Annotated in this window: 18 protein-coding genes, 1 tRNA gene, 1 other RNA gene and 1 pseudogene; 15 read left to right on the top strand and 6 right to left on the bottom strand. The window is 65.4% G+C overall.

The features are described from left to right. The first annotated feature begins 19 nt into the window (after positions 1 to 19). Positions 20 to 2827, top strand: a complete 2808-nt coding sequence (locus N687_RS0111460) for a UPF0182 family protein (protein ID WP_029421988.1) — start codon at positions 20 to 22, stop codon at positions 2825 to 2827. Between the two features lie 92 nt (positions 2828 to 2919). Then, positions 2920 to 3684 (top strand): SDR family oxidoreductase, encoded by a 765-nt coding sequence (locus tag N687_RS0111455; RefSeq protein ID WP_029421987.1) that lies wholly within the window; start codon positions 2920 to 2922, stop codon positions 3682 to 3684. A gap of 230 nt (positions 3685 to 3914) precedes the next feature. Here N687_RS0111455 and N687_RS0111450 read toward each other — a convergent pair whose 3' ends face one another. Next, positions 3915 to 4490, bottom strand: a complete 576-nt coding sequence (locus tag N687_RS0111450) for an RNA polymerase sigma factor (protein WP_035462194.1) — start codon at positions 4488 to 4490, stop codon at positions 3915 to 3917. Then, positions 4490 to 5818: a PD40 domain-containing protein gene (locus tag N687_RS23900; protein ID WP_156040119.1), complete on the bottom strand. Its 1329-nt coding sequence runs from the start codon at positions 5816 to 5818 to the stop codon at positions 4490 to 4492. Before N687_RS23900 ends, N687_RS0111450 begins: the two co-directional genes overlap by 1 nt. Before the next feature lie 232 nt (positions 5819 to 6050). On the opposite strand from N687_RS23900, the gene N687_RS0111440 reads away from it, so the two are divergent. After that, entirely contained in the window at positions 6051 to 7265 is a 1215-nt protein-coding gene (locus N687_RS0111440; RefSeq protein ID WP_051663177.1) for an MFS transporter, read from the top strand. Here N687_RS0111440 and asnB read toward each other — a convergent pair. Beyond that, positions 7247 to 9094 (bottom strand): asparagine synthase (glutamine-hydrolyzing), encoded by a 1848-nt coding sequence (gene asnB / locus N687_RS0111435; RefSeq protein ID WP_029421983.1) that lies wholly within the window; start codon positions 9092 to 9094, stop codon positions 7247 to 7249. The genes N687_RS0111440 and asnB overlap by 19 nt on opposite strands. A 206-nt stretch (positions 9095 to 9300) precedes the next feature. Here asnB and N687_RS23895 point away from each other — a divergent pair, with 206 nt between their 5' ends. After that, positions 9301 to 9720: a hypothetical protein gene (locus N687_RS23895; protein ID WP_029421982.1), complete on the top strand. Its 420-nt coding sequence runs from the start codon at positions 9301 to 9303 to the stop codon at positions 9718 to 9720. A gap of 93 nt (positions 9721 to 9813) precedes the next feature. On the opposite strand, the gene N687_RS0111425 is transcribed toward N687_RS23895, so the two are convergent. Then, on the bottom strand, positions 9814 to 10926 hold the full coding sequence (locus N687_RS0111425) for a citrate synthase/methylcitrate synthase (RefSeq protein WP_029421981.1): 1113 nt from the start codon (positions 10924 to 10926) through the stop codon (positions 9814 to 9816). 136 nt (positions 10927 to 11062) lie between these two features. Between N687_RS0111425 and N687_RS0111420 the strand changes: the two genes are divergently transcribed. From N687_RS0111420 to N687_RS0111375, 11 genes are all read left to right on the top strand, one after another. Then, complete coding sequence (locus N687_RS0111420; RefSeq protein WP_051663176.1) at positions 11063 to 11953, top strand: LysR family transcriptional regulator; 891 nt, start codon at positions 11063 to 11065, stop codon at positions 11951 to 11953. A gap of 96 nt (positions 11954 to 12049) precedes the next feature. Next, positions 12050 to 12367 carry a late competence development ComFB family protein gene (locus N687_RS0111415; protein ID WP_029421979.1) on the top strand — a complete coding sequence of 106 codons (318 nt, stop codon included), beginning with the start codon at positions 12050 to 12052 and terminating at the stop codon, positions 12365 to 12367. A 92-nt stretch (positions 12368 to 12459) separates the two neighbouring features. Continuing rightward, positions 12460 to 12933 carry a tRNA adenosine(34) deaminase TadA gene (gene tadA / locus N687_RS0111410; protein WP_035463145.1) on the top strand — a complete coding sequence of 158 codons (474 nt, stop codon included), beginning with the start codon at positions 12460 to 12462 and terminating at the stop codon, positions 12931 to 12933. A 31-nt stretch (positions 12934 to 12964) separates the two neighbouring features. Beyond that, positions 12965 to 13054 (top strand) — tRNA-Ser (locus tag N687_RS0111405). Positions 13055 to 13154: 100 nt separating this feature from the next. Then, an RNA gene (gene ffs / locus N687_RS23110) (signal recognition particle sRNA small type) lies at positions 13155 to 13254 on the top strand. A gap of 147 nt (positions 13255 to 13401) precedes the next feature. Beyond that, the gene (locus tag N687_RS0111400; protein WP_051663175.1) at positions 13402 to 14511 is read left to right on the top strand and encodes a two-component system sensor histidine kinase NtrB; all 1110 of its coding nucleotides are present in this window, start codon (positions 13402 to 13404) and stop codon (positions 14509 to 14511) included. 69 nt (positions 14512 to 14580) lie between these two features. Beyond that, on the top strand, positions 14581 to 16317 hold the full coding sequence (dnaX, locus tag N687_RS0111395) for a DNA polymerase III subunit gamma/tau (RefSeq protein ID WP_029421976.1): 1737 nt from the start codon (positions 14581 to 14583) through the stop codon (positions 16315 to 16317). A gap of 7 nt (positions 16318 to 16324) precedes the next feature. Continuing rightward, positions 16325 to 16636, top strand: coding sequence for a YbaB/EbfC family nucleoid-associated protein (locus tag N687_RS0111390; RefSeq protein WP_029421975.1), 312 nt, complete (start codon positions 16325 to 16327; stop codon positions 16634 to 16636). Position 16637: 1 nt separating this feature from the next. After that, on the top strand, positions 16638 to 17237 hold the full coding sequence (gene recR, locus N687_RS0111385; RefSeq protein WP_029421974.1) for a recombination mediator RecR: 600 nt from the start codon (positions 16638 to 16640) through the stop codon (positions 17235 to 17237). A 79-nt stretch (positions 17238 to 17316) separates the two neighbouring features. Then, on the top strand, positions 17317 to 17619 hold the full coding sequence (locus N687_RS0111380; RefSeq protein WP_035462190.1) for a DUF2508 family protein: 303 nt from the start codon (positions 17317 to 17319) through the stop codon (positions 17617 to 17619). 22 nt (positions 17620 to 17641) lie between these two features. Then, entirely contained in the window at positions 17642 to 17911 is a 270-nt protein-coding gene (locus N687_RS0111375) for a pro-sigmaK processing inhibitor BofA family protein (protein ID WP_029421972.1), read from the top strand. Here the strand turns inward: N687_RS0111375 and N687_RS21040 are convergent, their stop codons facing one another. Both N687_RS21040 and N687_RS24785 read right to left on the bottom strand, forming a co-directional pair. Next, positions 17912 to 19018 (bottom strand): polysaccharide biosynthesis C-terminal domain-containing protein, encoded by a 1107-nt coding sequence (locus tag N687_RS21040; RefSeq protein ID WP_231493460.1) that lies wholly within the window; start codon positions 19016 to 19018, stop codon positions 17912 to 17914. 53 nt (positions 19019 to 19071) lie between these two features. After that, positions 19072 to 19518 (bottom strand): annotated as a pseudogene (locus N687_RS24785) (oligosaccharide flippase family protein); the annotation flags it as partial. Positions 19519 to 19658: the final 140 nt, after the last annotated feature.

Genomic DNA, 19658 nt, shown 5'->3' with positions numbered 1-19658 from the left:
GAGGAGGCAGACGTCCATCGTGATCGTCCGGAAGACCAAGCGGCTGGTGCCGCGCCGCGTTCCGCGAGGCTTTCGGGTCCTCGCGGGCGTCGTGTTGTTGTTGCTGATTGGCCACGTGTGGTTCCACCGGCTGTACGACCTGCGGTTGCACGTGGCGTTGGGATACGGAGACGTCTACAGCAAGAACATGGTGTTTGAACTGTGCACCCGCTGGGGTGGGGCGGTTCTGTACGCCCTGCTCGGCGCCTGGGCGGTGCGGCCCTTCGCCGAGCACCTCCCGCGATGGGCGTACGCGCTGGTGCGCTGGCCCGCCGTGGCGGTGGGATTCGTGCTGGGCTATGCGGTGTGGTATCTGAACGCCACCGACTGGATGCTGTTTTTCCAACACCAGCCCTTTGGGCGGACCGATCCGCTCTTTCACCTCGACCTGGCGTTCTTCGTGTATCAACTGCCCCTGTGCGTCGGCCTGGCCGGACGCCTGGCCGGGACGCTGCTGCTGCTCGCAGCCGTCCGCATGGCGGCGTTGGCGGTGAGCCTGGCGATGCAGCGGGTGACCATCTCCCGCGTCGACCTGCCTACCCTGATCCGGCGGGAGGCGCGGGTGGTGCTGGCGCTCATCGGGGGCGCTCTGGTCTGCTTCACGGCCATCTCCTGGTTCGCGCGCTATCTGGCCGAGTTGCAGGAGGGCAATGGGTCGTTTTTGTTCGGTCCGGGGTTTGTCAGCGCCCGCCTGTCCATCCCGGTGTTCTCGGTGGTGCACACGTTGTTGCTGGCCGTTGCGGCGGTGCTCGTGCTGTGGCTGGCGGTGCGCGTGGACCGTGTCCTGCAGTTGCGGGACGGGATGGTGGTCCTGCGCTGGCGGGGTCTTCGGCCGGTATTGTGGGCGTTTTCCGGGTACGTGGCGAGTCTGGTGGTGACAGGCGTCGTCGGCGGCCTGATCAACGCCCTGTACGTGCACCCGAATCAGAACACGGTCGAACTGCCGTACATCCAGAAGACCATCGACATGACCCAGTGGGCCATCGGGATCGATCACGTCGAGCAAAAACCGTTCACCCCGGCTCCAGCCTTGACCCGGGCGGCGGTGGACAACGACAAGCCCACCCTCGACAACGCCCGCATCAACGACCAGGGCCAGACCACCGACATCTACAACCAGCTGCAGAGCTTCAAGAGCTATTTTCACTTCGACCAGGTGTCGGTTGACCGCTACGACGGCCAGGAGGTGTATGTCGGGGCGCGCCAGATGGATGTGAACAAGGTGCCGGTGCAGACGTGGATCAACCGCACCTTGGTGTATACGCACGGATACGGTCTGGCGGCAAGTCCAGTGAACCAGGTCGATCAGGACGGCCTGCCCGCCATGCTGGCCAAGGACACGCCGCAAGTCTCCCAGGCGCCGCTGCCGGCCATCACCCGGCCGGAGATCTACTTCGGGCGGATGAACACGGACGTCATCGCGCCCAGCCGGGAGCCGGAGTTCGACTACCCGGTCGGCTCCTCTGATCACACGTCCCACTACCAGGGTGGGTATGGCCTGCCGGTACAAGGCAACCGCTGGATGCTCGCGATTGCGCACCAAAGTTTGCGTTTTTACACGAGCGACCAGATCACGCCCCAGTCGCTGTACCTGTTCGATCGCGACATCTATCAACGGGTTCAGGACATCGCGCCCTTCTTGCGATACGACCAGGATGCGTATCCGTTCATCGACGGCCAGGGTCACATCGAGTGGATGCTCGATGCCTACACGGCCTCGAGTCACATTCCGTACGCGCAGTCTTTCCTCGGCGCCGCGTACATCCGCAATTCGGTGAAGGTGACCATCGACGCGTACACCGGCAAGGTGACGTATTACGTTGTCGATCCGTCGGATCCGATGATCCAAAGCCTGATGCGGTTGTACCCGACGCTGTTCACCACCCAGGTGCCGGCGGACGTGGCGGCTCACTTCCGCTACCCGCAGGACCTGTTCCAAGCTCAGGCGCAGGCGTTGACGCGCTACCACATGACGGACGCGGCGTCGTTCTACAACCAGGAAGACCTGTGGGCCATCGCGACCCAGATCTACCAACAGAACGAGAAGCAGGTGCGGCCGCCGGTGTACCAGATGGTGCGCATGCCGGGCGAGACGGCGCCGCACTTCGTGCTGAGCGCGCTCTTCACGCCAGCCAACAAGGACAACCTGAACGGCTGGTTCGTCGCGGACAATGAGCCGGGCCGCTACGGACACCTGACGGTGTATCAGTTCCCGCAGTCCACCCTGGTGTTCGGTCCGATGCAGGCGGAGAACCAGATTGACGCCGACCCCGGCATCTCCAGCCAGCTGTCGTTGTGGAACCAGCAGGGATCGCACGTGGTGCGGGGGGACCTGCTGCTTCTGCCCGTCGGAGATGCGATCCTGTACGTGGAGCCCGTGTACCTGGTGGCCAACCGCCAGAATTCCCTGCCGCAGCTGGCCAGGGTCATCGTCGATTACAACAAGCAGGTGTTCATGGACAACTCCCTCGGCGCCGCGCTGCAGGACTTGCTCCAGGCGCAAAACGGCAGTCAGCCTGCGCCGAACGCCCCAACCGGCGGGGCGGGGACCGGCGGCGGTGGCACAGGCCCGGGCGGTGCGAGTCAGGCCGGTGGGGCTCCCGGCGGGACGGCGACCGGATCGAACACGGCCCAACTCGCCCAGCAGGCCAGCCAATTGCTGCGCCAGTACGAGGCGGACACGGCGAAGGGGGACTTCGAAGCGGCCGGGAAGGACCTGAAACAATTGGAGGCGGTGCTGGCCCAGTTGGCGGGGCAGGCAAGTTCGCAACCTTCATCGGGTAGGTGATGCGAAGGCACGGCGATGACAGGGTCGGCAGGTGGCAGGCGCACACAAGGCAGCACGGCAGCTCAATACGAACACGGGGACGGTGTTCCGGGATGAAACTGGAGAACAAGGTCGCGGTCATAACGGGTGCGGGCTCAGGAATGGGACGAGCCATGGCGAAATTGTTCGCTGCCGAAGGAGCAAAGGTGGTTCTGGCAGATATTGCCCAGCCGGCTTTGGATGCTGTCGTTTCCGAAATTCGTGAGGCCGGCGGGACGGCGGTTGGTGTGGTGGCCAACGTCGCAAAAGAAGAGGACGTTCAAAACATGATTGATACGGCGGTCAACCAGTTCGGCGGTCTCGATATTCTGGTCAACAACGCTGGCATCATGGACAAGATGACGGCGGCGGCGGATGTGACGGATGAGTTGTGGGAGCGCGTGTTTGCGGTGAACGTGACGGGGCCAATGCGTGCCATCCGGCGTGCGCTTCCCATCATGATGAAACAGGGCGGCGGCAAGATCATCAACACGGCATCCGTCGGCGGGTTGTACGGCTCGCGGGCCGGCGCTGCCTATACGGCTTCCAAACACGCCGTCGTCGGGTTGACGAAGAACGTCGCGTTCCAGTACGCCAAATTCGGCATTCGCTGCAATGCCATCGCCCCGGGGGGTGTGGCGACCAACATCATGGCCGATGCGCCGAACTTGGATCCATCGTATCTCGGCGTGGAGCGGGCCATGGCGGGCATGAATCTGAATCCGCGCGTAGGACAGCCGGAAGAGATTGCGCGGGTGGCGCTCTTCCTGGCCTCGGATGATTCCAGTTTTGTGAACGGCGTCGTCCTCGTGGCCGACGCGGGGTGGACGGCGTATTGACCTTTCGTATCAGATCCGGTCCGATGCGGCCAGCAGGCGGGGATAGAATTGTTGGCGGGCCCGGGAGGGCCCGCCAACCGACACATCTGGGGTACTGCCAAGTGGAAACTGCGGAACACAAAGGTGGCGCAGTCTCTCGATGTTTGTCTGATTCCACGGCGGCTGAAACCGGGTGTTTGTACGAAAACCGGAGCCGGCGGACGTAGCGGCCCCGGCACTCAGCCCGGGACCTAGCCCTGTTGAGCCCCCGCGTCCACCTCGACTTGACCCGCTATCTGCATGTCGACTTGGCCAGCTGTCTCCACCTGCTTTCGCAATCGCCGCAGCGCCCGATGGTAGGTGACGCGCACGCGCGCGGCAGACCACCCCATCACCTGTCCCGCCTCCGCAGACGTGAGCCCATGGTAAACCATCAGGACCACGACTGCCCGCATCGGCATCGGGAGGGCCCACACCAGGGCGCGCAGCCGCATCCGCTCGTCGCGATGGATGGCCTCGTCCTCGGCGGACTCCGCCATGGCCACTCCTTCCAGTGGTGTATCTCCCGATGGAAACTCCTGACGAATGTGTCGGCGGGCCCGGTGAAAGCTGGCGATCTCATTGCGCGCGATCGCCAAAATCCACGTCCTCACAGAACTTTGTCCGCGAAACCGGCCGTAGTTTTGGGCCACCTTGATGAACACGCGCTGGACGATGTCGTCCAGGTCGTTCCACGCGTGCCCGCCTCCGCCCATGCAGTGGTACACGAATGCCGCAACCGCCTCGAAGTGCTCCTCGTACAGGGTCCGGAATTCGTCGCTCGTCATCATGGCGCGTCACCTCGGGCCGCCCAGGGGAGGGTAACGCACCAGAGCGTCGCCGAATCCGTCTTCCGGACGAAGTACACCGACCGGCGACTCGCGTTGTACCACCAGACCTGTACATCTTCGGCCAGGATCGTCGGTCGATCCCGCTCGTCCACACTCACCAACCGGCCTTCCGAGGTCTGCATGACCAGCCCGTCTCCCGTCGAAACGAGGTCCGCCATCCGCCCGTCCAGGTGCAACGTCGCCGACGGCGGCCCCGACGGGTCGGCCGGATCGAGGATCTCGGCGCGGGTGCGCAGGCCCTCCGGAACGACCGCACACAACGTATCGGGTCCTGGTCCCCACGCCCACCGGCCATCCGAAGGGAGGTCGAGACGGGAGAACCGGCCACTCTCCGCGTCGTACACCACCAGCAGGTCGCCAGAAGAGGCCGCCGCGTATCGTCCGGAAGGGGACCATGCTAGATTCGAATCTCCCAGCGCCGGCCCGCCGACCGAACCTGTTGCTGGCCAAGCGCCCTGCGCCACCACTTCCGGACGACCCACGCCTGGGCGCACCAGGAGGATTTGAAGCTTCGATCCGTTGTCCAGCGTGATGGCAAGCGTCCGACCGTCCGGGCTCCACGCCACCTGGGGGCTGCCGTCAGCCGACTCGGTGCCCGGGATCACCTTACCCCCCACCGTCACCCACGTCTTCACTCCGGGGCCGGCTCCCGCATCATTCCCCTCCACCTTCGCCCACACCCCCTGCGGGCTTCGCGCCGCCGCCCATGCGACGTCCGCCCCGGTATCGAGCGGGAAGGGAGACGAACGTCCCGTGCGGGGATCGAGCAAGGTCTTCAGGGCGTTGTTTACCGATGACATCAAGATGAGATCCCCTTGAGGGGTCGATCCGTACAGGGCATACAAACCCGGGTAATCCCCCGGCAAGGGACAGGTTTGACCATCCAGGCTCACCACGTCCGTGGCGCGCAGCAGCCAGTTGCCGTCGGGAGAAACGAATCCGCGCAAGGCCTGCCGAGGCGCGAGGCTGAGCCCGTCGAACAGGACACCGGACAACGCGAGCGCGACGCGCACCGCCGCCGCAGGGTCCGGACCAGGGAGGCCGCGGTGTTGCACCACTGCCGTCGCCGCCAACCCGCACACCAGTACGGCCGCGGCGACGGCAGCGGCCTGGCGTGCGTACCGGGGCCACTTGCGAACCACACTGCCGGCCAGTGGCTCGCCGACGCGGGACTGGAGGCGCGCCCAGATCGCCTCCCGCCGGTCGCCGAGCGCCGGTTCGCGCAGCGCGTCGCGGATTTGTTCAGCCAACGGATCGTCCTGCATGAACATCACCTCCCAGGGGATGTCATCCATTTTGACGCCGAAATCCCGGGATGTGTAACCGCTGTGACCGGACAACGGCGAAATTATCCATTTTGAAACCGTTTTATCCGACAGACGTGCCCACCTTCATCCCTGGCGGGACGGCGTGAACCCGTGGTATGATGCGTATTGTTGTATTTCGGGAATCGAAATGAAAGATCCAGAAGTCAGGTGGCAAGGAGGTTGAGTTCACGTGGGGAAGAAGTTTTCGCCGGCCGTGTGGGCGACGGCGTTTGCGACCCTGATCGCCTTCATGGGCATCGGCGTCGTCGATCCGATTTTGTCCTCCATCCTGAAGGCCATGCACGCGTCGGCGTTCGCGGTTGAATGGCTCTTCACCAGCTACATCGCCGTGATGGCGTTGGCCATGTTGCTGTCGGGCGTGCTCTCCACGAAGTTTGGCGCCCACCGGGTGCTGATCGTGGGCCTGTCTCTGGTCGTGATCTTTGCCGGGCTGTGCGCGCTGGCTCCGAACATCGGCGTGCTGGCCCTGTTCCGCGGCGGCTGGGGACTCGGCAACGCGTTCTTCACGTCGACGGCCCTGTCCATCATCGTCGGGGCGTCCTCCGGCGGGATGGCGGCGGCGATCACGCTGTATGAAGCCGCGCTCGGCCTCGGCATGGCGTCCGGGCCGCTGCTCGGCGGCTTCCTCGGCAGCATCCACTGGCGCCTGCCGTTTGCGGGCACGTCGACCCTCATGCTGATCGCCCTGATCTTGACCTTGACCTTGGTGCGCGACACGGGCAAGAAGGAGGCGCCGCGCACAGCGGCCGACCTGTTCCGGGCCATGAAGCATCCGGGCGTCATCTCCAACGCGCTCATCGGCCTGACATACAGTTTCGCGTTCTTCACGATTCTCGCCTACTCGCCCATCACGATGACCTCCGTCAGTGCACTGGGCTTGGGCGTCGTGTTCTTCGCCTGGGGCGTGTTGGTCGGGATCTCGTCAGTCTTCGTGGTGAACTGGTTGCGTCCGCTGATGGGGCCGGTTCGGATGCTGGACCTGAACCTGCTGTGCATGGTGGCCGTCCTGGTGGCCGCTGCGTTGGTGAATCAGCAGCACTGGCTGGTCATCGTGATCATCGTGTCGGGGTTCTTCTGCGGCATCTCGAACGCGCTGTTCACCACGTTGGCGATGGAAGTGTCTCCGTTTTCGCGGTCCATCTCTTCCGGGACCTACAACTTCCTGCGCTGGTCAGGGGCGGCGGTGGCGCCCGTCCTGGACGGGCTCCTGAAGGACGCCTATGGCGTGCAGGTCCCGTTCTGGGTCGCCGCCGCGGTGATGTTCATCGGATGGCTCGGCCTCAAGTGGCGTGCCGGCGTGCTCGACCGGTGCCTGGCCGAACAGGGCCATGCCGAAGGCCATGGCCACGGTTCGGGGCACGCAGTTCAAGCCAATCGCACGTGATAGCGGCGCATCCACTCGTCAATTTCCAACAGGTAATGGAACAGTTGGGCCGTGCCGAGGATCTGGCCGAACCACGGCCGGTGCTCGCCCGGCTGCCTGCTTGCTTCCGCCAGCCCGCGGATCGCGGCCACGTCCACCAGCGGGCGGAGCGGGGAGGCGGGATCGTCCAGGACCTGCAGGGCGCGGGTGCGCGTCGCCTCCAGGTACTCCGGGTTCGGTGTGCCGGGGTATGGGCTCTTCTTGCGGTACAGCACGTCCTCCGGGAGCATGCCCCGCGCCGCGCGTCGCAGCAGTCCTTTGATCTCGCCGTCGCACGCTTTCATCGCCCAGGGGACGTTGAAGACGTATTCCACCAGGCGGTGATCGCAGAAGGGTACGCGCGCCTCCAGGCTCGCCCCCATGCTCATCCGGTCCTTGCGATCGAGCAGCGTGGGCAGGAAACGGGTGATGCTGAGATACCCGATCTCCCGCACGCGCGCCTCGTGCGGGTCCTCCCCCGGCAGCACCGGCACCTCCGCCAGCGCCTCCCGGTAGCGGTCGGCCACGTACTCGAACGGCCGGATCCATCCCCTCAGTTCCTCAGACAGGATGTTTACTCGATCACTCAGCCGAAGCGACCACGGGAACGTGTCCGCCTGGAGCGCCTCTTCGCGGTGGAACCACGGGTATCCGCCGAACACTTCGTCTGCCGCCTCGCCCGTAAGGGCGACGGTGTGCGTCCGCTTGATCTCCCGGCAGAACAGGTACATGGACACGTCGATGTCGCACATCCCCGGAACGTCGCGCCAGGCGAGCGGTGTGAGCAGGTGGTCGATCATCTCCCTCATGCTGAAGACCACCCGGTGATGCACCGTTCCCAGGTGCTCCGATACGCGCTGGGCGTATGGAGCGTCGAGGCTCTTTTGGAATGCGTTCGCTTTGAAATACTTCTCCATGTCCTCGATCTCGATGGCGAACGTGTGCAGCGGCTCTCGCCCTTGCACACGGTAGTAATCTGCCGCGATGGCGGTGACAGCGCTCGAGTCGACGCCGCCGGAGAGGAACGTGCAAACAGGCACGTCGGAGACCAGTTGCCGCTGCACCGTGTCGATGAGCAGACCGCGCACCGTCTCCACCGTCGTGTCCAGGTCGTCCGTGTGCTCGTGGCTCTCCAGCTTCCAGTAGGCGCGGATGCGGACATGATCCCGCGTGGCCACCAGGGCGTGGCCGGGGCGCAGCTCGTAGACGTCTTTGAAGATCCCGTGGCCGGGCGTGCGCGCCGGGCCGATGGCGAACACCTCGGCGAGGCCCTCCGCGTCGACGACCGGATCGACCAACGGATGCGCGAGCAGTCCCTTCAACTCGGACGCGAACAAAAAGCTCGATCCGCGCCGTGCATAGAACAGCGGCTTGACACCCAGCCGGTCGCGGGCCATGAACAGCCGCCGCTCGCCTTCGTCCCAGATGGCGAAGGCGAAGATGCCGTTCAGCTTCCCGACGCACGCCTCTCCCCAGGCGATGTACGAGACGAGCAGGACCTCGGTGTCCGAGTAGGATTGGAACGTGTACCCAAGGGCCTTCAGTTCGCTGCGGAGATCTTCGGTGTTGTACAGCTCGCCGTTGTAGACCATGGTGTAGCTGCGTTCGCCGCAGCGGCGCGTCATCGGTTGGGCGCCTCCGGCTGGGTCCACCACCACCAGACGGCGGTGCCCGAACGCCGCGGACTTCGACAGGTAGACTCCGTCTGCGTCCGGGCCGCGGCAGGCCATCGTGGACGCCATCGCACGCACCACATTCTCCTCGCGCCGCAAGTCGCGCTCCCAGTCAATCCAGCCTGCAATTCCGCACATTCCGTCAGCGCCTCCCTCGATTCCCAGCTTGCGGACGCTGCCGCGCCCAGATGACGCCATACCTTATGCAGTCCCTGGGCGCGAGGTGACGGGCGGAACCCGGGCGCGAGCGCACTGTCTCAAGCACGGGTGTGGACGCGCGGGGCGCAGGCCGTTTAGACTGGGGACGAGGCGCCCTGTGGCGCACTACGGCGGAGGTGACCCCATTGGACAAGGAGATCCCCACGCGGGAGAACGCCTGGATGACGGCCTTGGCGATCACGTTCGTCCTGGCCGTTCTCAATCTCATCCCCGCCGGCCGCTACACATACTGGGTGGCCATCGGTATGGCGGTGGTGGAGGCGGGGGTGCTGGTGTGGATGATCTGGCGGCTGTGGTCGCGGTCCTCACTGGTGTTGGACCCAAAGGCGATCGTGGTGATGCGCCGGGGCCGGGAGATCCGCCGCATCGAGGCGAAGGAGATGGAGAGAGTGGTGCTTTCGGGCGGCGCTGTCACCGTCTATCGCAAGGGAAAGTATCTGCCGGCGCTGATGCGCGCCTTTCGCGCACGGTCCGAAGAGGACAAGCAGCGCTTCGCCCGTGCGGTCTCGGATTGGTGCCGAAAACACCAGGTCCCCGTTCAGTGAGGGTGGCTGGGAAACCCGAAGCGGTGAACGGTGTCGCCTGGGGGCGGCGCGCAGGCGCCGCCCCATTCCGGCAGGGCCAAGTATTCATACATCTCATACATCGTCCTGTGGTCGAAGGATGGCGGGCATCTTCCCCACGTACACCGACTGCGGGCGGATGAGCCGGTTGTGGGCCGCCTGCTCCAGGATGTGCGCGCTCCAGCCCACCGTCCGGCTCGCCGTGAAGGTTGCGGTGTACAGCGGCTTCGGGATGCCCACCGACCGCAGGACGGCCGCCGCCCAGTACTCGACGTTCGTGTACAGGCGCCGCCCCGGCTTATGCTCCTCCAACAACCGGATGGCGATGTCCTCCACCTGGGTCGCCAAGGAAAACCACGGATCCTCGCCTGCCAGTTCCATCACCACGTCCCGCAGCGCCAGGGCGCGAGGATCGGTCGTCTTGTACACCCGGTGCCCGAAGCCCATCAGCCGTTCACCTCTCGCGAGGGCGGAGCGGATCCATGACTCGGCCCGGTCGGGCGTTCCGATTTGCTCCAGCATGTCCATGACGCCGGCCGGCGCCCCGCCGTGCAGCGGTCCCTTCATGGCGCCGATGGCGGCCGCCAGGGCGGAGGCCATGTCCGACTGCGTTGAGGTGACGACGCGCGCCGTGAAGGTGGACGCGTTCATGCCATGCTCCATCGTGATCACCAGGTATGCCTCGAGCGCCCGGATGTGTTCCGGCGCGGGGTCGCGGCCGGTGAGCATGTACAGGTAGTTCGCCACATGGGACAGGTCTGAACGCGGCGCCACTGGCGAGCGGCCCTCGCTGCGCGCGTGCCGGTAGGCGATGATGGTCGGGACCGCGGCCGTGAATCGGATGGCGTCGGACAGGCTGGGGGGCCAGTCCTGCGCTGCTCCGAGCGCAGAGACCGCAGTACGCACCACGCTCATCATGTCCATCTCGGGCGGGAGGGCGTCGATCACCCGGCACACGTGTTCGGGCAGCGTCCGCGCTGCAGCCATTTGCGCCTGCCACGCCGAGGCCTCCTCCGGCGCCGGCAGCCTGCCCGTCCACAGCAGATGGGCCACGTCTTCGAAGCGGCGGGATCGCGCCAGCTCGCGCGCCCAGTGCCCTCTGAACACCAGGTGGCCTCGCTCCCCGTCGACCAGCGACAGTTCTGTCTCCGCCGCCACCACGCCTTCCAATCCACGCGTGTTCGTCATGTGGCTTCCTCCTTTTGATGGCCAGGTCTGGTTCCCCTGTCAGGGTTCCGTACGTTGAGCATAGCGCTGTGTATCGATTTTGTATAATGAATATAAATGCATATTTCGATTATGAAACGTAATAGGAGGTTCCGGCATGGACCTGCAATGGCTGCGCACGTTCGTCACCGCCGCACAGACGGGCAACTTCAGCCGGACGGCCGAACGGCTGCATTTGGCGCAACCGACCGTCAGCGTCCACATTCAGAAGCTCGAACAGACGCTCGGCGTCGCGCTGTTCGAGCGCACGGGCCGGAGTGTGCGGCTGACGCCGGCCGGCCGGCGCTATCTGAACCACGCCAGGGCCATGGTGGAAGCGGATGACGCCGCGCGCGAGGATCTGTTTCGGTGGCAGCAGGGATATGCGCATACCGTCCGCGTGGCGGCCTCCCCGCTGGTGGCCACCACGGTGTTGCCCGACTGTATCCGGCGTTTCACGCGGGAGCGGCCTGATGTGGAATTTGCCATCCAGGTCATGGAATCCGTGGACATCGCCAAGGCGGTGATGGAGGGGCTGTGTGATTTCGGGCTGTCACGCCTGGGCGTCGAGCATCCGCACCTGGTCGCCGAGGCACTCTATGCGGACCCGGTGGTGTTCATCGCGCCCGCGGACGTCGGCGACGTGGACGGCATCCTGCCGGCGGCCGACGAGCTGTTGGAGGTGTACCCGTTGCTCACGCACAACCACCCGGAGTATTGGGAGGATCTCCTGCTGCAACTCCGCCGGATTCATCCTCTGCGCACCCTCCGCGTGAGCCAGGTCCACGTCACGATTCAATGGGTGGTGGATCGCCTCGGCGTGTCGTTTCTGCCGGCGTCCACCGTCCGCCGCGAGCTGCTCCGGGGCACCGTGCTGGAGGTGCCCTTCCCGCACTTTCCGCTGCCCGTGGCGCACACCCGCCTCGTCTGTATGCCGGGCACTCTGCGCGGGATGGCGGCCGAATTCGCTGAACACGTCCGGGCCTACTGCCGCGCGCGGACCTTTTAGGAGACGACTCGGTGTTGTATGATGATGGCAAGGAACGGAAGCCCAGAGGCAGGGCCGCTGGACGCGGCCTGGGCTGACGGACGGAGGCGGGGACGGATGGCCGTGTACAATGTCACGGAGACGATGGTGCGGTCCTTGCTCGAGGACGCGTATTTGAAACGGGGCTTAGTGCGCTGCGGTTGCAGTCAGTGTATCGACGACATCCTGGCCATCGCTTTGAATCACCTGCCGAGCCACTACGTCTCCACAGAGCACGGGACTGCGTTCGTCAAAGCCAAGTATTTTGAGCCCCAGCTGCAGTCGGACGTTTTGCGGGAATTGGCGCTCGCCGTCGATATCGTGGCGCGCCGGCCGCGCCACGCCATCCCGGACGGGGAGGCGCCGGGCTCGCAGCCCGGCGCGAATCCGGCATGAACCCGCGCTCGGCTGGGGGATCGGGCTCAAGCCCATGGGCACCAGGCGCGGGTTCGCGGGACACGGGACCGGGGCCCTCCGACGTCGTCCTCCTGCAGGAGCGCCGGGATGAGGACGAGCACTGGATGCGGCAAGCCCTGGCTGAGGCCAGGCGTGCACGCTCCTTCGGCGAGGTACCGATTGGGGCCGTCGTCGTCCACCAGGGCCGGGTCGTGGCCCGGGCGCACAACTGGCGGGAGACGTGGCGGGATCCGACGGCGCACGCCGAACTCATTGCCCTGCAGGAGGCCAGCCGCCGCTTGGGGGGCTGGCGGCTCGCCGAGTGTCAGTTGTATGTCACGCTGGAGCCGTGCCCCATGTGCGCCGGCGCGGCGATGCTGGCCCGCGTGGCACGGATTGTCTTCGGAGCGGCCGATCCGAAGGGCGGGGCGCTGATCTCCCGTATGAACGTGTTGGCGCCTGGCTTGTGGAACCATCAACCAATCATTACCGGTGGCATTCTGGGCGAAGAGTGTGGTATGATACTCAAGGAATTTTTCCGGTCGCTGCGACAGGCGCGGCCGTGAAGGACAACCGAATCCCGCTTTGGGTCGACGCGGAGAGATGTCTGAGTGGTCGAAAGAGCTCGCCTCGAAAGCGAGTAGCCCTTCACGGGGCTCGTGGGTTCGAATCCCACTCTCTCCGCCATACGTGTCTCGACGGGGGATGGGCGGGCGCGCGAATGGCGTACCGCCCGAGTCCCGGGGACAGCCTAGCGTACATCGACGCGTTTTGCGACCAAGGACCAAACTGGGTCCCGCGCGGCGAAAACTTCCGAACCGTGTCAGGTCCTGACGGAAGCAGCACTAAGGAAGACCTTTCGGGCGACGCGGGGAAGCCTGGTTTGGTTCTTGGTCGGAAGGCGCGTTTTTTGTGTTCTTGTCGGGCCTGGGGGTTGTCGAACCCTGTCTGCTTCCGGGATCTTTTGTCGACCGGGCAGGAATCTCCTCGCACAGCCCGAAATCTCCCCCATTCTCGGCCTTGGGGGGCTGTGCATGGCTGTGCGATGGGACGCGGATCCGGGGGTCGGCGCGGACGGTTGGAATGTGGTCGGGCGCATGAACTCCGGCCTGCTCTACCTGGACAAACGGGGGACGCTGATCGTGTTCAACGAACTGGCTAACCAGCTGTTGGACATCGAGGCGCCGCTCGGCAAGGCCGTGCCGCTCGCAGATGTCCTTCCTGCGGATCGGGAAGAGCACCAACTGTTGTCCGGATTGCTGACTTCCGGACGGGAGCTGAAAAACCACGTCCTCACGTGGACGAGGGGTGACCGTATCCGCCACGTGCTGGCGGACTCTTTCAATAAATTCGATCCGTTCGGGGTGTACGCGGGCTTCTACATGATGATGAAGGACCTGGGGGATCTGCGGACGCTCGAACAACACGTTCAGCGGACCGAAAAGATGGCGACGTTGGCCAAGATCGCCGCGGGGCTCGCACACGAACTGAGGAATCCCCTGACGACGGTCAAGGGTTTTCTGCAGGTGATGGAACACAAGTTCTCCGCCGCGGGCCAGGCGGGAGACCTGCAGAACACGCGGATCATGCTCAAGGAGATCGGCCAGGTCGAGGCGCTCATCGACGAGCTGATGCTGCTGTCGCATGTGCACCGGGTGCAACCTCGTCCGTGCTCCCTGCAAGCCGTCCTGGAAGCGCTGGAGCCGGAGCTGTCGGCACAGGCCGAAGCGGCCGGGATCCAGGTGTGCCGGCGGGTGGAGGTCCTGCCCCCCTTCCTCGCCGATCCCGTTCTGCTCACCCAGGCCATCCGGCATCTGGCGGAAAATGCCATCGAAGCCATGGAGCCTGGCGGGGTGTTGACCATCGCCGCGAGGCGGAGCGGAGACTGGCTCGAGATCGACGTATCGGACACCGGGCCCGGCATCCCATATTATCTGATGGATCGCATCTTCGACGTGTTTTTCACCACCAAGGACCGGGGGACCGGCCTCGGGCTCGCCATCTGCCAGCGGATCGCGCTCGATCACGGCGGTGAGATCCGGGTCTCCTCCAAAGGGTTCGGAACCACCTTCCGCTTCCTCATGCCGTTTCGGAGTTTGCCCGGCCCCCCGGATTGTCCGCAGGCACCCCCTGTGTTACTGTAGAGGATGCATGGCCCGCCCGGCACCTGCGGCCGGGCGCTGGCATTTCTGCGCGCGGAGGAGGGGGTGGCCGTGCCGTACCAGGCCCTGTACCGGGCGTGGCGGCCGCAGACGTTTGCGGATTTGGTCGGGCAACCGCACGTCAAGCAGACGCTGATGAACGCCATCCTGCGCGGTCAGGTGGCTCACGCCTACCTGTTCTGCGGGCCGCGCGGGACGGGAAAGACCAGTGCCGCTAAGGTGCTGGCCAAGGCGGTCAACTGCACCCATCGACAGGGAGCGGAACCGTGCAACGAATGCGAGGCCTGCCGGAGCATCACGACGGGGGCCAGCGTGGATGTCGAGGAAATCGACGCCGCGTCCAACCGCGGCGTGGAGGAAATTCGCCTGTTGCGGGACAAGGTGCAGTATGCCCCCGCTTCGCTGAGCCGCAAGGTGTACATCGTCGACGAGGTGCACATGCTCACCCCGGAGGCGTTCAACGCCCTGCTCAAGACGCTGGAGGAGCCGCCGGGGCATACGCTGTTCATTCTGGCCACCACGGAGCCGCACAAGATCCCAGGGACGATTGTGTCGCGGTGCCAACGGTTCGACTTCCGGCGCATCGAGCCGGAGCAGATTCTGGAGCGGCTGCGAACGGTCTGCGCCGATCAGGGGTGGACGTACGAGGAGGAAGCCCTGTGGAAGATCGCGGAGGCGGCGGACGGCGGCCTGCGTGACGCCCTGGGTCTGCTGGAGCAGGCGGCGGCCTTCGGCTCGGGCCGCCTGACGGCCGAGGAGGCGGCCCAGGTGTTGGGCGGCGTGCGCTCCTCCGCCTTGCTGGAGCTCGTGAACCGGCTGGTGGCGGAGGATCTGCTGGCCGTGATCGAACTTCTGATGGATTGGTACCGCGCCGGCAAGGACGCCTCTCGCATCGTGCACGAATTGTTGCAGGTGCTGCGCGATTTGTTTATTGTCAAGCTGTCCGACGGACGGAGTGAATGGGCGAGCCGGCCAGGATACCGGGAGACCGCGGATCGATGTGACAAGGCGTGGCTTCTGCGGGCCATCCAGGCGCTCGGCGAGACGTACGTGCATCTGCGCTTTGTGGACCAACCGCGCTTGGCGTTGGAGACGGCCCTGCTGTCGCTGGCGCCCAGCCTGACGGGCGCGGGGAACGCGCCGGCGCAGTCCGCCGGGCCGGCGGCGAACATCCCGGGGGCTGCTGCAGGGGCAACCAACGCGACAGGCGCGGCAAGCGCGGCGGGCGCGGACCGCGGGATGGCCACACCGGCGGCCCCAGCAGCGGAGTCCACACCGCCCGCGGCCGCAAAGCCGGGTGCGGGAACTGCCCGTGGACCTGTGCGGCGCACGGGAACATCGCGTAAGATGGAAGTGTTGGCGACGCTGTCGAAGCAGGCGTCGACGGCCGTGTTGGAGCAGGTCCAGGGGCGCTGGGAGGAGTTGCTGCGGCGCGTGCGGGAGCGCCGTATCCAGACACACGCCTGGCTCATCAACGGGGAGCCAGTGCTCGCAACGCCCGACGTCCTGGTGTTGGCGTTCACCAGCCCCTTCCACCGCAATGCCGTGATGAAGCCGGAGGAACGCGGTGTGATCGAGGCCGTGCTGGCGGAGGAGATGGGCACCGCCATGCAGGTTCTGGCCTTGCTGAGGGCCGACTGGGAGTCGTTTCAGCAGGCTTCCGCTCCGGCTCGGACGCCCGAGGGGAAGCAGGAACCCTCCGCGACCGCCCCGGCGGATGATCTGGTGGCGTCCGTGGTGCGCTTGTTCGGCGCGGATCGCGTCGAGATCATCGAGGACAAGGAGTGATCCCTCCGTGAAAAACATGAATCAGTTGATGCGCCAGGCCAAGAAAATGCAGGAGGAGATCCTGAAGGCGCAGGCCGCGCTGGCGGAGCGCACCGTGGAAGGGACGGCCGGCGGCGGTGCAGTGCGCGTGACCATGAATGGACACAAGCAGGTCGTCGCGGTGGCCATCCAACCGGATGTGGTCGATCCGCAGGACGTCGAGATGCTGCAGGACCTCCTCCTGGCGGCCCTGCGGGACGCGGGTGAAAAGGTGGACCAATTGACGGAGGCGGAGTTGGGCAAGTACACCCGCGGCCTGAACATGCCCGGGTTGTTCTGACATGTGGGGATACCCTGAGCCCATCGCGCGGCTCGTGGAGCAGTTCATGAAATTGCCGGGCATCGGGCCGAAGACGGCTGCCCGGTTGGCGTTTCACACCCTGAATATGAGTGAGGAAGACGTGGCGGCGTTTGCCGCTGCGCTGCTGGACGTCAAGCGGAAGCTGCACGAGTGCCCTGTCTGCTGCAACATCACCGATCGCACGCCTTGTTCAGTGTGTGCCGACACGGGACGCGATGGCCGGGTTCTGTGCGTCGTCCAAGATCCGAAGGACGTGTTGGCCATGGAGCGGACGCACGAGTATAACGGCCGGTACCACGTCCTGCACGGCGCCATCTCTCCCATGGAAGGCGTTGGCCCAAACGACATCCGCATCCGGGAGTTGCTCCAGCGGGTGGCGGACAGCGAGATCGAAGAGGTGATCCTGGCGACCAATCCCACCGTCGAAGGGGAGGCCACGGCGATGTACATCGCCCGTCTGCTCAAGCCGTTTCCCATTCAGGTGACGCGCATCGCGCGGGGAGTTCCGGTGGGCGGGGACCTGGAGTACGCGGATGAGGTGACGTTGGCGAAGGCGCTGGAGGGGCGCCGCCAAGTATAATCCAGGTATCGTCGTAGTCATAATCGTCCTCTTCCCTGTCTATGATCTATTAGCCTGCGACAGGGGGAGGACGTTTGCATTGAAAGAGGACAGGCACGTGTCTTTCGCGGCTGGACCGGCCGCGACAGCCGGAGTGGAGTCTGCGGCGACCCTGGCCGGGGAACGGGATGCCGACCAGGTCATTCGGGATCTGCGCCGCGCGAAACGCGAGCTCGAGATCGCGCGCCTGCAGTTCGACACGGTGACGGATCCCATGCTGATTGATCACATGGTCTTCAGGCTCGGGGCCGCGGAAAGGCAGTTTAACTACCTGTTCCAGCTCGCGCGGCGTCATGGGATCCGCGTCGAGGGCGTCCGTTGGGATTGGAACGAGGCGGATTGACCGGGGAAGGGAGGGAAGCCGGGTGCCCAATCCCCATCTGTTGCTGTGGGCGGGATTGGCGTTGATGGGCGTTTTCGCCGCGAGCCAGGTCCTGCGCTATCCGGGCCAGGTCTTCTGGTGGGTGGTCAAGAGTGCGGTACTGGGGTGTCTGTTCGTATTCGCGGTCAACTGGGTGGGACAGTACGTCCACTATCACCTGCCGTTCAACCCGATGACCGCCATGGCCGCAGGCTTGCTCGGGATCCCCGGGGTCGCGGCGCTCATCGTCCTGCACTTGTGGCTGTACGCATGACTAGGATTGTGCGGAAGAGGGGCGCAGGCGCCGGGCGACCCGGGCCAGCTGGCGGCCCACCGCGGGCAACCGCTGCAATTCGTCTGCCTGCACGGCGCCCAGGGCGATGGCGGCCGTGACGTAGACGGCGCCCCCGACGGCGATGGCGAACACCACCTGGGCGGTCGCGAGCAGGTCGGGGACCCGGGTCACGAGGCCCATGGCGTGCCAGCCGAGCCAACTGCCTGCGGCCAGCGCCGGGCAGGTGAGGGCTGCGGCGGCTGCTGACGGCAGCGCCAGGCGGATCACCGAGAAGTGGACATGGCCGTACTTTTTCACCGCCAGGACGTTGAGCGCGGACGAGAACAGATAGCCGATGGTCGTCGCCATCGCCGCTCCCAAGATGTGAAACGGAAAGATGAGGGCGATGTTGAGCACGAGCTTGACCAACACGCCGAGGAACATGTTGCGCACGGGCCTGTACATCTCGTTCAGGCCCTGCAGCATGTAGGTGGAGATCAACTCGAGACTGCTAAACACGCTCATGAATGAGACGCTCGAGATGATGAGGGCGCCCTCGGTGGAACCGTACAGCATCTGATCGATGGGCCGGCCGAGGATCAGCAGCGCCGCGGCGACCGGGAAGGTCATGAAGAGCATGGATCGCACGGTGCCGTTCACCCGGTTCTCGATGGCGGCCTGGTCGCGCAGGGCGCGCGCTTGGGCGATGGCTGGCAGCACGGAGGCTCCGACGGCCATGGCGAAGGCCAGGGGCAACTGGATCAGCTGCATGGCCTGCCGGGAGAGCACGCCGTACGCCTCGGTGGCGTGCTGAAAGCTGTAGCCTGCGAACAAGAGCGTATTCTGCACCGTCAGCGAGTCCACCAAACCGGAGATGGGCACCACCAGCGTGCCGAGGCTGATCGGCAGCGCCAACTGCCACAACTCCCGCCGCAGGGCGGAGGCGGCGGTGCGAGAGGACGGGCGGCGCCACCGGGATCGAAATTCCCGCCGGACCGTGTGCACCGCGACGAGGAGCAGGACGAGCCCGGCGAGCGCGCCGACGAACGCCCCGAACGTGGCGGCGGCGGCCCCAGGGCGGGGGTGCCTCCACCGCGCATCACCCACCAGGCGCCGATCACGATGGCCACCACGCGCACCAGTTGTTCCAACGCTTGGCTGTACGCCGACGGCTCCAAGCGTTGAAATCCCTGCAGATAACCGCGCAGGGCGCTCATCAGGGGGACCACCAACAGCGCCGGGGCCAGCGCCCGGATGGAGAGGGTCAGGGCCGAGACCGCCTGCGCGGATTCCCGCAGGGCCACCATCCTGGCGTACAGCGGAGCCCCGAACCACATCAGGATCGCCAAAATCACCCCGAGCCGAACGACCGTCCGAACGGTGATGCGGTACAGTCCTTCGACTTCTCCGTACCGGCGCAGGGCGAGCCGTTCCGACACCAGCTTCCCCATCGCGGTCGGGAATCCGGCCGTCGCTAAGGTCAACAGGATGACGTACAGGGCGTAGGCGTTTGAGTAGATGCCGATGCCTTCGTCATGGATCAGGCGGGTGAGCGGGAACAGGTAGATGAGGCCGAGCAGTTTGGCCGCCGTCACGCTGGCCACCATGACGGACGCACCCCGGGTCAAGCTGGAAGTCTTCCTCACCTGCACGCCGCCACCTCCTCCCTCCCGCACTCCGCTCCTCACGAAGGCCCTCTTCTGGAAGCAAGAGCATTATAGCACGGAAATCCCCCGGCTTACCGGAC

The sequence above is a fragment of the Alicyclobacillus macrosporangiidus CPP55 genome (assembly GCF_000702485.1).
Taxonomy (GTDB): Bacteria; Bacillota; Bacilli; order Alicyclobacillales; family Alicyclobacillaceae; genus Alicyclobacillus_H; species Alicyclobacillus_H macrosporangiidus_B.
This window is presented reverse-complemented; position numbering and strand designations above follow the sequence as displayed.

Excerpts from the sequence above, each read along its gene's own strand:
- N687_RS0111415 (WP_029421979.1), top strand. The coding sequence starts at position 12,050 with ATGGCCGTGTACAATGTCACGGAGACGATGGTGCGGTCCTTGCTCGAG.
- N687_RS0111400 (WP_051663175.1), top strand. The coding sequence starts at position 13,402 with ATGGCTGTGCGATGGGACGCGGATCCGGGGGTCGGCGCGGACGGTTGG.
- N687_RS0111420 (WP_051663176.1), top strand. The coding sequence starts at position 11,063 with ATGGACCTGCAATGGCTGCGCACGTTCGTCACCGCCGCACAGACGGGC.
- N687_RS0111450 (WP_035462194.1), bottom strand. The coding sequence starts at position 4,490 with ATGACGAGCGACGAATTCCGGACCCTGTACGAGGAGCACTTCGAGGCG.
- asnB (WP_029421983.1), bottom strand. The coding sequence starts at position 9,094 with ATGTGCGGAATTGCAGGCTGGATTGACTGGGAGCGCGACTTGCGGCGC.
- recR (WP_029421974.1), top strand. The coding sequence starts at position 16,638 with ATGTGGGGATACCCTGAGCCCATCGCGCGGCTCGTGGAGCAGTTCATG.
- N687_RS23900 (WP_156040119.1), bottom strand. The coding sequence starts at position 5,818 with ATGCAGGACGATCCGTTGGCTGAACAAATCCGCGACGCGCTGCGCGAA.
- N687_RS0111425 (WP_029421981.1), bottom strand. The coding sequence starts at position 10,926 with ATGACGAACACGCGTGGATTGGAAGGCGTGGTGGCGGCGGAGACAGAA.
- N687_RS0111455 (WP_029421987.1), top strand. The coding sequence starts at position 2,920 with ATGAAACTGGAGAACAAGGTCGCGGTCATAACGGGTGCGGGCTCAGGA.